A 13,716-nucleotide genomic window follows, 5' to 3' on the forward strand; every position below is an offset into this window, starting at 1 on the left:
CGGATGGGCGCCCGCGTTGCCTTAACCGTCCGACGGACGGGCCTGGCGGGCCGCCGCCCAGGCCAGACCCTGCACCACGCCGAAGGACGGATCGCCCTGCACCAGGCGCGATTGCGGGAACGCGGCAGCCACCGTGTCGCGGATATAGCCGGCACGCGACATGCCGCCGGTCAGGAACAGCGTGGCCGGCGGCGCATCCAGGTCGGCACGGACCTGCGCAAGCAAGCCTTCCAGTTCGCCCAGGTAGCTGGAAGCGGACGCAACCAGCGCGCTGGCCTGCACCTCCACCTCCAGCCCGCGTTCGATGAAGTCCAGCCCGGCCTGGTGCCGGTCGCGCTCGCTGAGCGCGATCTTGCAGGCTTCCACGCCGCGGTACAGGCGCGCGGTGTTGCCGGTGTCCTGCAGCGCCTGCAGGCGCTTGTCGAACGGGGCAGGGACGTCCTGGTACTTGTGCAGGCGGAATTCGCGCTGGCGGGTCATGTCCTGCACCATCGCCGCTTCCACGTAATGGTGGGTGGGCACGCGGGTGATGCCGCGGCCGAACAGCGGCATGTAGGCGGCCAGACTCAGCGCCAGATCGATATCGGTACCGCCGCGCGCGATGCCCCAGGCGCGGTGCACCTGCGGCGCGGCGCTGCCGCCGACGCTGGCATGGGCGATGTCGGTGGTGCCGCCGCCGATGTCCACCACCACGGTGTCGTGACGGCTGTCGTGGCTGACGTGGTAATGCATCGCGGCCGCTGCGGGTTCTTCGAGGAAATCCACGCTGTCGAAGCCGGCCGCGATGGCGGCGGTCTGCAGAATGTCCAGCGCCTGCGCGTTGCCGGCCTCGCCGATGGAACTGCGGAACTGCACCGGGCGGCCCAGCGTGGCGCTGCGGATATTGATGTCGAACTGGCGCGAGGCGGTGAGCCGGATGTGTTCCAGCACGTGCGTGGCGATGCCGGTGATGGTCTGGCGCGCACGCGGATGCAGGTTGTAGCCCAACATCGATTTGGGGCTCTGCACCAGGCTGCCTTCGCCTTCCAGGAAATACGCATCCAGCGCTTCGTCGCCATAGACCGCGTTCTGCAGCAGGGCGGCGGAGCTGCGCGGCTCGCGCACCTGCTCTTCCATCCACTGGCGGCGCACGATGCGGATCGCGTCGCGGCGCAGGCTGTCGTTGCTGGACGTGCGGCCTGCCGCGGCGGCATCGCGACGGCCGGAGTCGATCAGCCGTTCGACCTCGTATTCCAGCGCCGGGGTCAGGCTGAAATCGTCCGGGTCGCGCATGGTCTCGGGGAAATACACCGTGGTGCGGAACTGCAGGGCCTCGCCGAAGCGCACCGGGACCACCTGACCATCGACGATCGCCGCGGCGGCGGAGTTGCTGGTACCGAAGTCGATGCCGAGTTTCATGCAAGCGGGCCTGTGAGCGGGCCGCGCACTTTACTACTTCTGCTGCCGGCGACGCCCGTCGCGCTGCGTTCGGACGTCGCAGCAGCCGAACTGCCGCATGCCCACAGGCACGCGGCACACCCGATCAGGCCGCGACGCTGGCGACCTGGCCTTCGTTTAGTTCTTCGGTGGTGGCTTCGCGCACCTCGATGACTTCGACCGCGAAATGCAGGGTCTGCCCGGCCAGCGGATGGTTGCCGTCGACGGTGACCTGCTCCGGGCCCACCTCGGTGACGGTGACCAGCACCGGGCCCTGCTGGGTGCGCGCCTCGAACTGCACACCCGGCACGACCTCGACATCGGTCGGGAATGCCTCACGCGGTACCTGCTGGATCAACTGCTCATGGCGCGGGCCATAGCCTTGCTCGGGCACGACATCGGCAGTGAGTGTCTCGCCGACGCGCTTGCCGTCCAGCGCCTGTTCCAGGCCGGGCACGATGTTGCCGGCACCGTGCAGGTAGCTCAATGGCGCGTCCGGCGTCGAACGGTCCAGGACCTGGCCGCTGTCGTCGGAAAGGGTGTAATGAATGGTCGCAACGCGACCCTGGCTGATTTCCATCGGAAACCTCCATGACTTGTGATCGAGTGGGATGCGTCGGCTGACTCACGACGCCAAGAGGTGGTGCCCGCCTACCGTAGGCAATCGACCCGGATGATGCAACCGCAGCCGGGGCTGCGGTTAGGGCGAGGATCAGCTTGGTGGTGACGATGTCACCGCTGCGATGCAACTGCTTCCTACGCGATGCGTCGGTGCGTCGGTGCGAAGATGAGCCGATCGATGCGCGTCACGTGCGGCGTTTGGCCGCGTGGCGATGCACGCATTCCACGGCCTGCCGTGCACTAATCCTTCTCTGCTCCACGTTCGATCTGGGCGCGGCGCGCGTGCCAGGTTTCCGGCGTCTGCGGCTTGATGAACAGCGCGGTGAGCTCGGGATGCTGACGCTTGGCGGCCGCTTCGATGCGCCCGACGCAGGCTTCGATCTGTGGCGTGGTGCGGCTGTCTTCGAACTCGGCGCTCAACGCGGCGACCACCTGGTTCGGGCCCATCTGCATGGTCAGTACGCCGTTGGCGGCGCGCACATCCGGATCGCTGGCGGCAATGCGCAGTAGCGATTCGGTGACGTGCGCATGCGCGGGTTCGCCGATCAGCAGGCCCTTGGTTTCGCGCGCCAACAGGAAGGCGGTAAAGGCCAGCACGCAGGCGATGCCGATCGAGGCGATGCCATCGAGTTCGGGCATGTCCAGCAGCTGTGCGCCGGCCAGGCCCAGCACCGCCATGAACAGGCCGATCAAGGCGGCGCTGTCTTCGAGCAGCACGGTGAACGTGCTGGGGTCCTTGCTCTGCCGGAATGCCTGGAAATAGCCCATGCGGCCCTTCTTGGCGCGGAATTCGCGCAGCGCCACCACCCAGGAAATGCCTTCGAACACGATCGACACACCGAGCACGATGTAGGCGAGCAGATGGCTCTTGGCCGGCTCGGGATTGCGCAGATGCACGATGCCCTCGTACAGCGACACGCCTGCGCCCATCGCGAATACCAATAGCGCGACGATGAAACTCCAGAAGTACAGCTCACGCCCGTAGCCGAACGGATGGGTCGGCGAGGGGGCCTGCGCGGCGCGGCGCAAGCCGTACAGCAGCAACACTTCGTTGACGGTGTCCACCAGCGAGTGCACGCCTTCGCTGAGCATCGCCGAGCTGCCCGAAATGCCTGCGGCGATGAATTTTGCGATCGCGATGGCAAGGTTGCCGGCCAGCGCGACATAGACGACCAGATGCGAGCCGGTTTTCTTTGCCGCGCCCGGTTCGCCAGCCGTAGGCGCGGTGGATCCTGGCGCAGCGCCGGGGGCTTGGGGAAGCGATGGGTTGGGCACGTGCGACCTGCAGGGCATTCGACAAGCGCTGCACTATCGCGCTGGCGCCGTGCCGGAGACGTGATCGCGCGGCCGGGGCGCTACAATCCACGCCCGTTTTGAACCTAGGAATCGCATGTCTTCCGTTCCCGCCTGCCCGCAATGTGGCCTGGACAATACCTATGCCGATGGCGCGTTGCTGATTTGCGCAGACTGCGGCTTCGAGTGGAGCGCGGGCGAGTCCGCCGCGACTGCGACGGTGGTGCGCGACAGCAACGGCAACCTGCTGCAGGCCGGCGACACGGTGACCGTGATCAAGGACCTGAAGGTCAAGGGCTCGTCGATTCCGCTCAAGCAGGGCACGCTGATCCGCAACATCCGCCTGGTCGAGGACGATGCCGAGCACATCGAAGGCAATTCGGAAAAGATCAAGGGCCTGGTGCTGAAGACCTGTTTCCTGCGCAAGGCCTGAGGCTGTTGCGGAGGCAGCAGCACAGCCTGCAGCATGTGTAGAGGAGCGCGCTTGCGCGCGATGAAGCGGTATCGATACCGCCTCATCGCAAGCAAGCGCGCTCCTGCGTTGCGGCGTGCTCAATCGCGCGGATACACCGCCGCCACCGTGCAACTCTGGCGCATCCGCGCGGCCAGGCTGCCACGCGTGGTGCTCAGGTCGCCCTGCTGGCCGGATCCGGCAGCCGCGCCGGCAAGTGCCATTTCGTCGAGCACATCGACCTTGTCGCCGGGATTGCCGCAGATCGCATTCAGGCCCATGCCGGAGACGAAGCGGATCGGCGGCGCGCCACTGAGTTCGCGGCAGCTGTCCATCAGTTCGACGCGGTAGTGGCGATGCGTGCCGGGGTGACGTGGAGAGACTTCCACCACCAGGCCCTGGCCGTCCTCCGACCACGAGCGCAGCATGCTGGGATTGAAGCAGTAGCTGGACGAACCGGCGAAATTGCGCCGGCGCGCTTCGCGCACGCTGACCCCGTCCAGGGTCGGGATGCCGCTGTCGCGTTGCCGTGCCGCACTTGCGTATTCGCGCGCATTCAACGTGGCGATCTGGCTGACCGCGCAGTGCTGCTGGCCCGAGCGCACGTATGCCGGCGCACCGTTGCAGACCCAGCCGTGCGCCGCCAGCAGGCTCGCATCGGCTTGTGCGGCCAGTTGCGGGCAGTCCTGCGCCAGGCTGATGCGGAACAGCCGTCCGCCTTGTTCGGCCACTGCCAGCGTGCGCGGATCGGCTTGATGCAGCTCCGTCACCTTGCGCGCATCCAGGCACTCGGCGTTCGGTGCGGCAGGGCGCAGCGGCTCGGCCGCTGCGGTGGAGGACGCGTAACCGAATAGCGTGCTGCCGAGCAGAACCGCAGTGAGTAAACGCATCACGCACATCCTTGGCAATGAGGGGATGTCCGCATCATCTGCCAAGCAGGTCGCGCTGACAATCGCAGCAACGCGCGTCGGGTCGCGGGGCTCAACAACACTGGGCGGGCCGCCAGCGCTCGGCACCGCCAGCGCATACGAGTGCATGCCGATGCCGGGCTGCACGCATGTGCGCGCGCAACCTCACGCGCGTCTTTCACTTTGCTGCCGCAATAACGCAGCGCAGCCTGCGCTCAGGGCGCCTCGGGCGGATCCGAATCCAGCACCTGCAGCTTGCCGCCGGTGGTTTCGGGAAGGATGCGTTGGTCGGTGGCCACCAGCACCACACCAGGTGTCAGCAGCGGCAGCAGGCCGGCCAGGAATGCCGGCGGCACCTGCAGCCGCGCGATGGTGTCGGCATCCAGCGGCTGTCCTGCCGCGGCGCTGCTGCCCGGGATGCCGATGCGCATCCAGTTGGGCATGCGTTGACCGGGCAAGCCGGGCACTTCGCCAGGCAGGAAGCCCTGGCCGACGATGAACGCCTGCGTGCCCAGCGGCGCGGCGCCGGTCTGCGCGCGCAATGCCACTTGCGCGCGTCCGATTTCCACGCCGTTGCGATACACCACCAGTTGCTGATCGCTGCTGCTGACCAGCATCGAGATCGGGCCGGTGGGTGCCAGCGCCGGCTGCCATGCAAAGCTCTGGCCGTTGGGCAGCGGCAGCAATGCCCGCTGCGCACCGGTGGTCGGGTCGATCGGGCTGAGCGCGCGGGGATGCACCACCGCGTCCGCATCCACACCGGCTTGCGCGACCACCACCACCATGCCCATGTTGGAATTGTCGAACAGCAGCCGCGCGAATTCCGACGGCAGATGCACGCAGCCATGCGATTCCGGATAACCGGGCAGGCCGCCAGCATGCAGAGCCACGCCGTCCCAGGTCAGGCGTTGCTGATACGGCATGGGCGCGGCGTTGTAGAGGTTGGAGCGGTGGTCCTTGTCCTTCTGCAGGATGGTGAACACACCGGTCGGTGTCTCGTGCCCGGGCTTGCCGGAGCTGATGGTGGACACGCCGATCAGGATGCCGTTGCGATACGCATACGCGCGTTGCTCGGTGAGGCTGACGATCACCGCCATCGGCCCCCAGCCCTTGCTGACGCCGCCCCAGATCCATTCGCCCGGCTTGAGGTCGGCCGGCGCCGTTTCGGCAGGGCTGGACTGGCGCGCGCCCCAGAACGGCACCGCAAGCGCTGGCCCGCAGATCAGCAGCGTGCAAAAAACAATGGCAGTGAGCAGGGGCCGCATCGGCATTCCAGAGAGCAGTGTCGGCACGATCCTAGCGGGGCAGGGTGTACGCGTCATGTGGTTGCTACCGGGATGGCTACGTTGCGAAGCTCCCGGCATTGCGAGGGACGTGCTGTGTATGCATTTGCGTATTTGCCGAGCCCAAGGCGCAACACACGCACAAGCGCCTGGCCTTGCGCGCCGGTTCAACGATTGTCTTGGTAGATGCAGGAGGGCCGCCGCATTGCGACGGCGATCGGGCAAGGGATGCGTATCGCGCTTGCACGAGACGCCAGGCCGGCGACGTGCTTAGGTCCAACGTGCGCGTGCGGGCCGGCCGATCCGATACGGCAGCTGCGCTCGCTTGATGCCGAGCGCAGCCGCTGTGTCGGCCCGACCTGGTGCGGCTGACAAAACGGAGCTGGCAGGCGTCAGGTGGGTGCGGACGGCGCGCAGGAACCGGAATGTACGCGTGGTACATCCCGATTCCGGACATCGGTCGCGCCCGCCTGGCGGTGAGCGCAGGCGTTTTGCAGCCGCGCTCAGTTCGGCAGGGCGGGGTAGTCGGTGTAGCCCTTGGCACCGCCGCCGTACAGGGTGGCCTGGTCGAGCTCGGCCAGCGGGGCGTTCTCGTGCAGGCGACGCACCAGATCCGGGTTGGCGATGAACGGCCGGCCGAAGGCGATCGCATCGGCGTAACCGCTGTTGATGGCGTGGTCGGACAGCGCCTTGTCGTAGCTGTTGTTGGCGATCCAGGCGCCGTCGAACTTTGCGCGCAGCGCGGCATAGTCGAAGGCGACGTTGTCACGCGCACCGCCGGTTGCGCCTTCGATCACGTGCACGAAGGCCAGCCCGCCGATCAGGTTGAGACGCTCCACCGCACGTTCGAACAGCGGCTGCGGATCGGAGTCATGCATGCCGTACACCGGCGTGACCGGCGACAGCCGCACACCGGTGCGCTCGGCACCGATCTCGTCGGCGATCGCCTGCACCACTTCGGTCAGCAGGCGGGTGCGATTTTCGATGTCGCCGCCGTACGCGTCGGTGCGCTGGTTGGAGCCGTCACGCAGGAACTGATCGAGCAGGTAGCCGTTGGCCGCATGCACTTCCACGCCGTCGAAGCCGGCATCGATGGCGTTGCGCGCGGCGATGCGGTAGTCCTCGATCAGGGCGGGGATTTCGTCCAGCGCCAGCGCGCGCGGCTCGGAGACGTCCTGGAAGCCGTCCTTGGTGTAGGTCTTGCCTTCGGCGCGGATGGCGCTGGGCGCCACCGGCGATTCGCCCGGCGGCAGCACGCTGGTGTGCGAGACGCGGCCCACATGCCACAGCTGCAGCACGATCTTGCCGCCACGGCGATGCACTTCATCGGTGACCGCACGCCAGCCCTGGACCTGCTCGGCGGTATGGATGCCGGGCGTATCCAGGTAGCCCTGACCCAGCGGGCTGATCTGCGTGCCTTCGGCCACGATCAGGCCGGCACTGGCGCGTTGGCCGTAGTACTCGGCGGCGAGCGGCGAGGGCACCTGCCCGGCGACGGCGCGATTGCGCGTCAGCGGCGCCATGATCACGCGGTTGGCAAGATCCAGTGCGCCCAGGCGCACGGCGGAAAACAACGGGGACTCGGTGGATTTGGACATCAGCAACCAATTGGGTGTGGATCACGCGCCAGGCGCGACACCGCGCCGATCGCGAGTGCCCCCTAGCGATGGTGGCGGAGCAGCGCCGATTCGAGCGATAGCGATAGGACACAGCGTCTCCTGGCGCATCGAGAGCGGCCAGACCGTGATGTGCCGGGGCCTGGCGCTGAATCGCAGCAGGCGCCGCGCTTCCGTTGATTGCTGCGTTGCACAATAATACGCTGCCCCGTCATCCTGGAGTCGGGCATGTCCGATACCGATCTTTCGACGCCGCGCGTATCACGGCGCGATTACGTGCTGATCCTGTTTGCGTTGGCGATGGGCGGCTTTGCGATCGGCATCAGCGAATTCTCCACCATGGGCCTGATGACCCAGATCGCGCAGGGCCTGCAGATCAGCGAGCCGCAGGTCGGCCACGTGATCAGCGCCTATGCGCTGGGTGTGGTGGTCGGTGCGCCGTTGCTGGCGATCATTGGCGCGCGCTGGCCGCGGCGCACCTTGTTGCTGTTGCTGATGGTGTTCTACGCGCTGGGCAATCTCGCCAGCGCGTTGGCGCCGAGCTATCACACGATGTTGCTGTGCCGTTTCATCGCTGGTTTGCCGCATGGCGCGTACTTCGGCGTCGCTTCACTGGTGGCCGCGTCGATCAGCCCGCCCAACCAACGTGCCACTGCGGTGGGCCGGGTGTTGTTGGGCCTGAGCATTGCCTTGCTGGTCGGCAATCCGTTGGCGACCTGGCTGGGTCAGATCGTGAGTTGGCGGTGGGCCTACGCGGCGGTGTCGGTGCTTGCGCTGTGCACGGTTGCGGCAGTGGCGGCGCGCCTGCCGCCTGCGCCGGACGAGCCGCGGCAACAGCCGTTGCGTGAGCTGCGCGCGTTCAATCAGCCGCAGGTATGGCTGGCCCTGGCGATCGGCGCGGTGGGCTTTTCCGGCATGTTCTGCGTCTTCAGTTATCTGGCGCCCACCCTGACCGCGGTGACCGGCGTGGAGCCGGCGCGGATCCCGCTGGCGATGGTGGCGTTCGGGGTCGGCGGCGTGCTCGGCAGCATCCTGGGCGGCTGGCTGTTCGACCGCATGCAGTTCCGCGCGGTGCCGGTATTGCTGGTGTGGTCGGTGGTGGTGATGCTGACCTTTCCGTTGGCTGCGCAGCCGGGCCTGTGGGTGTTTGTGTCCATCGTGGCGGTCGGCACCATGGGCGCACTGGCACCTGCGCTGCAGACGCGCCTGATGGATGTGGCCGCGGAGGCGCAGACCCTGGCAGCGGCGTCCAACCATGCCGCATTCAATACCGCCAATGCGCTGGGCCCGTGGCTGGGCGGTATGGCGATCACCGCCGGGTGGGGCTGGACCTCGACCGGCTACGTGGGCGCGGCCACTGCGCTGGGCGGCTTGCTGGTGTATGCGCTGGCGGTCTGGCAGGAGCGCCGCCAGCGCGCGTCGCTGGCGAGCTGCTGAGGCGCTGCCGGCCTGCACTGCCTGCTGCAGTTGGAGTGATGAGTGGCAGAGTTGGCAGAAGGCGTGCTGGTTGCCACGTTGGTCAGTGCAGGACGCAAGGCCATATCCACGGCCAACTCACGAGCGCACGTCGAGACTGCACGCTTCACTGCAAGCGGACCGTACAGCGCCATGACCGAACACACGCCACCGCCCTGGAAGCGCGGCAAGCCCAAGGGTAACTCCGCCTCCACGCCGCTGACCGCAAGCCAAAAAGCCGCTGCCAAGCAGCGCGCAGAGGAGGCCGGTCGCCCCTATCCCAACCTGGTCGACAATATGTGGGCGAGCCGGCAGCCAAGGTAGGTTTGACCTGCTCTTGGCATCGATGAATCGCCATTCATTGCCTGCATGATCGCGTGAGGACAATCACCACATCACTCACATGTCGATTATGTGTGTCCCGCCAATCTAAGGCCGTACACAACGCCAAGGCATGCAATCAGCACATCGATTGCCTCATCCCCGAAAGCCAGCGCAGACGCATCCACCAACCGCGCAGCGCTGGCCCATCGCAACCAGGAGCGACACATGAGCATTCAGAGCAAGACCGAGCATAGCCTCAACGACCTCATCGCCATTTCCCGTGACGGCAAGGACTTCTACGAAGAAGCGGCTGCCAAGGTGGGCGATGCGGAACTTGCAACGCTGTTCCGCCGCATCGCCGGTGTGAAGTCCGACATCGTCAGCAATCTGAGCAGTGTGGTTGCATCGGTCGGCGGCAAGCCGGAAACCAACGGCACCATGGTCGGCAGCATGCAGCAGTTCTACGGTAAGGTGCGCGCTACGCTGGGCGATACCAAGTACGGCTACGTTGCCGAACTGGAAGAGTCCGAAGACCGTCTGCTGAAGGCGTTCGACGAAACCATCGCCGACCAAGACACCCCGGCTGCCGCACGCGACGCCGCACTGCGTCTGCTGCCGGAAGTGCGCGCATGTCACGACGTGATGCGTAACCGCAAGCATGCGATGAAGAACGCCGCGTAAGCTGCGTACGTGACCCAGGCGCATCCAGGTGATGCAGCTTGCGGAGTGAACCGATAAAGGCGGAAACGGGCAGCGCAAGCTGCCCGTTTCTTTTTGTGTCGCGAGTGGTCAATGCTGCGCGGTTGTTGTTCCACGCATTGCACGCGTTCCACGTTTTTGCATTGGCATTGAATGCGTGTCACGCATGCATCTGGTCTGCTAGTATCCGCCGCCCTTCTTCCCGGCAGGTCCGCGTACGCGGTCGTGGAATCAGCCCATGCAACAGCAGTTCCTGTACCTGTCCTCGGCCGAGGCGCAGTTGTCGCTCGGCCTCGGTGAGGAGAAGACCACCGAGCGCCTGTTCTTTGCGGTGATGGCCGATGCGGCCACCGGTCAACGCGCTGCGGCGATCGCCGATGGGCTGCTGCACAATGGTCATGTCGATGGCAAGCCGCTGGCGCGCGAGCGCTTGCATGTGACCCTGCATCATCTGGGCGATTACGCTGGCGGCTTGCCGCCTTCGCTGGTGAGCCGCGCCAGTCAGGCAGCCGAGCGCGTGGTGTTGGACGCGTTCGAAGTGGAGTTCGATCGGGTCGGCACCTTCGGCGGCCGGCGCTCGCAGCTGCCATGCGTGCTGCGTGGCGAAGACAAGGTGCGCGGGCTGTACGAACTGCAGGGCGCGCTGGGCCGGCAGCTGGCGCATGCGGGCATTGCCGGCGACGCGCAGTACACGCCGCATATGACGCTGCTGTATTGCAACCAGTCGTTGCCGCAACGGCGCTGCGATGCGCTGGCGTGGACGGTGCGCGAGTTCGCGCTGGTGCGCAGCTTCCTGGGCCAGTCGCGTTACCAGATCGAAGGGCAGTGGGCGCTGCGCTGATGTGCAGGCAGATGCGTACGCGGTAGCCTGCGTGCATGGATGCCACCACCACACCACTGCCATTGCAGCCCGAGCACCTGGCCGCGCTCGAACAGGCCTATGCCACGCCACCGCGCGCCTATCACCACTTCGGCCATGTGCGCGCGCTGCTGCAGCACTACGCCGAGGTCGCCGCCGGGCCGGGTTGGCAGCAGCCGGTCGAGGTCTGGCTGGCGGTGCTGTTTCACGATGCGGTGTACCAGCCCGGGCGCAGCGACAACGAGGCGGAATCCGCCAACTGGGCGGTGGACTGCATCCCGCGCTGGTGGCCGCAGGCATCGGTGGACCTGCAGCGCGTGCAGCGCCTGATTCTGCTCACCGCACGCCATGGACAACTGCAGCCGGCGGATGTGGACGCCGAAGCGGCGTTGTTCCTGGACTGCGACATGGCGATCCTGGCCGCACCGGCAGCGGTGTTCGATGCGTATGACGAGGGCATTGCCGCCGAATACCGTGGGCATGTCCCCAGCCTGCTGTTTCGGCTCAACCGCAGGCGCTTTCTGGCCGGCCTGCTCGAGCGTCCGCGCATCTTCCTGAGCGACTACTTCCATGCGCGCTGCGACGCTGCGGCGCGGGCCAATCTGCGCCGGCGACTGGGGCGCTGACCTGGCACGCTGCGCGCCGTGGTTCATCCAGGCGCAGCCACGGCGCACGCTACAATGCGCGCATGCACGACCGCGCAGCTTCCGATCACGATCCACGCCCGCAGCCGCCCGAGCCGCCTGCGCCCAACGAGTGCTGCGAAAGCGGTTGCCCGCTGTGCGTGCACGATCTGTACGCGGACGACCTGGCGCGCTACCGGCAGGCCTTGGCCGCCTGGGAAGATCGCCAGCGAGCACATGCGCGATAAGCGAAGCGCCGCGCTTCGCGTGGCCGCCTGGAGCGATTATCTTTGAACCACTTTTCCCGATGGTGCGACATGCGACGACTTGAGATGTGGAGCGCGCTCTGCGGCGCGGCGGTGTTGACGCTATCGGGCATGGCGGCTGCGCAGACCACGCAGCCAGTGAGCCACGGCCGCTTCGAGCAGGTGCCGGTGCTGATGCCCAAGGGCGAGCCGCAGCGCGTGGTGATCTGGCTGACCGGCACCGGCAACAACGTCAAGCGCCAGACCCAGGCGGAAAGCCTGCGCGCCGATGGCGCGATGGTGGCGATGGTCGATACCGCGCATCTTTACGCGGTGCTGCGCAAGGCCGGCGGTACCTGCGCGTTCTCGGTCGGCGATGTGGAAAATTTCTCGCGCTACGTGCAGGCCTTCTACCACATCCCCACCTACCGCCTGCCGCTGCTGGTCGGCGACGGCGAGGGGGCTGCGCTGGCCTATGCGATCGCGGCGCAAGCCAAGCCGCATGTGCTGGCCGGCGTGCTGACCGACGGGCTCTGCCCGGCGACGGTGTCCGATCAGGCGATCTGCCAGCCGGGCGTGCGCCCGGGCAGCAACACCCTGCTGCCGGTGCCGTTGCAGATTCCCTGGGTGCTTGCCGGCAGCCAGGACAAGCGTTGCCCGGCCGCGGCCGAAGACGGCTTCCTCAAGCAGGTGCCGCAGGCGCGCACGTTCACGCGTTCGGCGCAGGGCGACATCCTGCCGGGCCTGCGCGCGGCGGCACGTTCGCTGGGCGAGCAGAAGGGCGTGGCGCTGCCTCCACCGCCGGGCGGGCTGGAAGACCTGCCGGTGGTGGAGCTGCCGGCCAAGCCCGATGGCGACAGCGACGACGACACCTTCGTGATCTTCGTCTCCGGCGACGGTGGCTGGGCGGGTCTGGACGAAGAGGTGGCCGATGCGTTGGCCGCGCAGGGCATTCCGGTGGTCGGCCTGGATTCGCTGCGTTACTTCTGGACCGAGCGCACACCGCAGGGCTTTGCCACCGATCTGGATCGCATCGCGCGTTTCTATGCGCAGCGCTGGCAACGTCAGCGGGTGGTGCTGATCGGCTTCTCGCAGGGCGCGGACGTGTTGCCGGCCGCGATCAACAAGCTGCCGGCGCAGACCAAGCAGAACCTGCGCATGACCGCGCTGTTGTCGGTGGGCAAGCTGGCCGATTACGAATTCCACGTCAGCAACTGGCTGGGCTCGGACGACGAAGGCCTGCCGATCGCGCCGGAAGTGCAGCGTCTGCCCGCCGGCACCACCGTGTGCATCTACGGCCAGGACGACCAGGACGCGCTCTGCCCGAGCCTGCCGGCACAGGCCGCCAAGCGGGTCGCGCTGCCGGGTGATCACCACTTCAAGGGCGATTACGCGACCCTGGCCAAGGTGATCATGGAGCAGCTGCACGCGCTGTCGAAGCCGTAAGCGAGCGCGGCATGTCTGACCTGTCCCGGCCCGACTCCAGGCCGACACAGGTCAACAACCCGGTCGTAGCCGTTCGGTTCGGCCCCTGCAGCCAGGCAGGCCCCGGCATTTCTTTCCGCAACCGACACCAACTGGTGGTGCTTGCGCGGGTGCCGGTGTGGGACCTTGAGCGGCATGGATGCCGCGCCAGAGCCTACACGGACGTACTTGCGGCGTGTCCCACACCGGTACGCGTGCAAGCGCCCGCAGCAGACCGAAGCATTCGCGTGGAACCCCCAAATGCCGTGCGCAAGATCGATCGGTGTACGGAGTCGGTCGGCGGCGCGGCGCCGCATCCAGTGTCGGGACACGCCGTGAATCCATCCCTGCAGGCTCGGTGGCGACATCCATGTCGCCACACGGTCCCGCCCCCGGACGCGGCACCGCGCTCCCAGCATTGCCACTGCTGATCGGCAAGCAATGCATTCAAGCACGCGT

Annotated in this window: 13 protein-coding genes, 1 other RNA gene and 1 pseudogene; 8 read left to right on the forward strand and 7 right to left on the reverse strand. The window is 66.9% G+C overall.

The window, feature by feature from the left end; all coding sequences use genetic code 11:
* Positions 1–21 precede the first annotated feature (21 nt).
* The 3 genes and pseudogenes from DGN21_RS06590 to DGN21_RS06600 form a co-directional block, all read right to left on the reverse strand.
* Positions 22–1,398: an Hsp70 family protein gene (locus tag DGN21_RS06590; protein ID WP_065032048.1), complete on the reverse strand. Its 1,377-nt coding sequence runs from the start codon at positions 1,396–1,398 to the stop codon at positions 22–24.
* A gap of 124 nt (positions 1,399–1,522) precedes the next feature.
* The gene (locus tag DGN21_RS06595) at positions 1,523–1,996 is read right to left on the reverse strand and encodes a peptidylprolyl isomerase (RefSeq protein ID WP_039511537.1); all 474 of its coding nucleotides are present in this window, start codon (positions 1,994–1,996) and stop codon (positions 1,523–1,525) included.
* A 281-nt stretch (positions 1,997–2,277) separates the two neighbouring features.
* Positions 2,278–3,222 (reverse strand): annotated as a pseudogene (locus DGN21_RS06600) (cation diffusion facilitator family transporter); the annotation flags it as partial.
* A gap of 205 nt (positions 3,223–3,427) precedes the next feature.
* On the opposite strand from DGN21_RS06600, the gene DGN21_RS06605 reads away from it, so the two are divergent.
* Positions 3,428–3,763, forward strand: coding sequence for a zinc ribbon domain-containing protein YjdM (locus tag DGN21_RS06605; protein WP_039520205.1), 336 nt, complete (start codon positions 3,428–3,430; stop codon positions 3,761–3,763).
* Between the two features lie 119 nt (positions 3,764–3,882).
* On the opposite strand, the gene DGN21_RS06610 is transcribed toward DGN21_RS06605, so the two are convergent.
* The 4 genes from DGN21_RS06610 to DGN21_RS06625 form a co-directional block, all read right to left on the reverse strand.
* Positions 3,883–4,680, reverse strand: coding sequence for a hypothetical protein (locus tag DGN21_RS06610; RefSeq protein WP_184576840.1), 798 nt, complete (start codon positions 4,678–4,680; stop codon positions 3,883–3,885).
* A gap of 224 nt (positions 4,681–4,904) precedes the next feature.
* The gene (locus tag DGN21_RS06615) at positions 4,905–5,960 is read right to left on the reverse strand and encodes a L,D-transpeptidase (protein ID WP_184576837.1); all 1,056 of its coding nucleotides are present in this window, start codon (positions 5,958–5,960) and stop codon (positions 4,905–4,907) included.
* A gap of 378 nt (positions 5,961–6,338) precedes the next feature.
* Positions 6,339–6,414, reverse strand: a non-coding RNA gene (locus DGN21_RS06620) — sX9 sRNA.
* 61 nt (positions 6,415–6,475) lie between these two features.
* Positions 6,476–7,570, reverse strand: a complete 1,095-nt coding sequence (locus tag DGN21_RS06625) for an alkene reductase (protein WP_184551575.1) — start codon at positions 7,568–7,570, stop codon at positions 6,476–6,478.
* A gap of 246 nt (positions 7,571–7,816) precedes the next feature.
* Between DGN21_RS06625 and DGN21_RS06630 the strand changes: the two genes are divergently transcribed.
* The 7 genes from DGN21_RS06630 (at position 7,817) to DGN21_RS06660 (ending at position 13,239) form a co-directional block, all read left to right on the forward strand.
* Positions 7,817–9,025, forward strand: coding sequence for an MFS transporter (locus DGN21_RS06630; protein WP_184516676.1), 1,209 nt, complete (start codon positions 7,817–7,819; stop codon positions 9,023–9,025).
* 42 nt (positions 9,026–9,067) lie between these two features.
* Positions 9,068–9,367 (forward strand): hypothetical protein, encoded by a 300-nt coding sequence (locus tag DGN21_RS06635; RefSeq protein WP_184380521.1) that lies wholly within the window; start codon positions 9,068–9,070, stop codon positions 9,365–9,367.
* 225 nt (positions 9,368–9,592) lie between these two features.
* Complete coding sequence (locus DGN21_RS06640; protein WP_215825160.1) at positions 9,593–10,048, forward strand: PA2169 family four-helix-bundle protein; 456 nt, start codon at positions 9,593–9,595, stop codon at positions 10,046–10,048.
* A gap of 256 nt (positions 10,049–10,304) precedes the next feature.
* Positions 10,305–10,907 carry a 2'-5' RNA ligase family protein gene (locus DGN21_RS06645; RefSeq protein ID WP_104552946.1) on the forward strand — a complete coding sequence of 201 codons (603 nt, stop codon included), beginning with the start codon at positions 10,305–10,307 and terminating at the stop codon, positions 10,905–10,907.
* Between the two features lie 35 nt (positions 10,908–10,942).
* Complete coding sequence (locus tag DGN21_RS06650; protein WP_024937993.1) at positions 10,943–11,551, forward strand: hypothetical protein; 609 nt, start codon at positions 10,943–10,945, stop codon at positions 11,549–11,551.
* Positions 11,552–11,613: 62 nt separating this feature from the next.
* Entirely contained in the window at positions 11,614–11,796 is a 183-nt protein-coding gene (locus DGN21_RS06655) for an oxidoreductase-like domain-containing protein (RefSeq protein WP_024937992.1), read from the forward strand.
* A gap of 69 nt (positions 11,797–11,865) precedes the next feature.
* Complete coding sequence (locus DGN21_RS06660; protein ID WP_039511551.1) at positions 11,866–13,239, forward strand: AcvB/VirJ family lysyl-phosphatidylglycerol hydrolase; 1,374 nt, start codon at positions 11,866–11,868, stop codon at positions 13,237–13,239.
* Positions 13,240–13,716 lie beyond the last annotated feature (477 nt).

The organism is Xanthomonas sp. MLO165, assembly GCF_018831305.1.
GTDB classification, from domain to species: domain Bacteria; phylum Pseudomonadota; class Gammaproteobacteria; order Xanthomonadales; family Xanthomonadaceae; genus Xanthomonas; species Xanthomonas arboricola.

What these genes read in the sequence shown, in the direction of transcription:
- DGN21_RS06590 (WP_065032048.1), bottom strand. Translation starts at nt 1,398, where the DNA reads ATGAAACTCGGCATCGACTTCGGTACCAGCAACTCCGCCGCCGCGGCG.
- DGN21_RS06595 (WP_039511537.1), bottom strand. Translation starts at nt 1,996, where the DNA reads ATGGAAATCAGCCAGGGTCGCGTTGCGACCATTCATTACACCCTTTCC.
- DGN21_RS06605 (WP_039520205.1), top strand. Translation starts at nt 3,428, where the DNA reads ATGTCTTCCGTTCCCGCCTGCCCGCAATGTGGCCTGGACAATACCTAT.
- DGN21_RS06610 (WP_184576840.1), bottom strand. Translation starts at nt 4,680, where the DNA reads ATGTGCGTGATGCGTTTACTCACTGCGGTTCTGCTCGGCAGCACGCTA.
- DGN21_RS06615 (WP_184576837.1), bottom strand. Translation starts at nt 5,960, where the DNA reads ATGCCGATGCGGCCCCTGCTCACTGCCATTGTTTTTTGCACGCTGCTG.
- DGN21_RS06625 (WP_184551575.1), bottom strand. Translation starts at nt 7,570, where the DNA reads ATGTCCAAATCCACCGAGTCCCCGTTGTTTTCCGCCGTGCGCCTGGGC.
- DGN21_RS06630 (WP_184516676.1), top strand. Translation starts at nt 7,817, where the DNA reads ATGTCCGATACCGATCTTTCGACGCCGCGCGTATCACGGCGCGATTAC.
- DGN21_RS06640 (WP_215825160.1), top strand. Translation starts at nt 9,593, where the DNA reads ATGAGCATTCAGAGCAAGACCGAGCATAGCCTCAACGACCTCATCGCC.
- DGN21_RS06645 (WP_104552946.1), top strand. Translation starts at nt 10,305, where the DNA reads ATGCAACAGCAGTTCCTGTACCTGTCCTCGGCCGAGGCGCAGTTGTCG.
- DGN21_RS06650 (WP_024937993.1), top strand. Translation starts at nt 10,943, where the DNA reads ATGGATGCCACCACCACACCACTGCCATTGCAGCCCGAGCACCTGGCC.
- DGN21_RS06655 (WP_024937992.1), top strand. Translation starts at nt 11,614, where the DNA reads ATGCACGACCGCGCAGCTTCCGATCACGATCCACGCCCGCAGCCGCCC.
- DGN21_RS06660 (WP_039511551.1), top strand. Translation starts at nt 11,866, where the DNA reads ATGCGACGACTTGAGATGTGGAGCGCGCTCTGCGGCGCGGCGGTGTTG.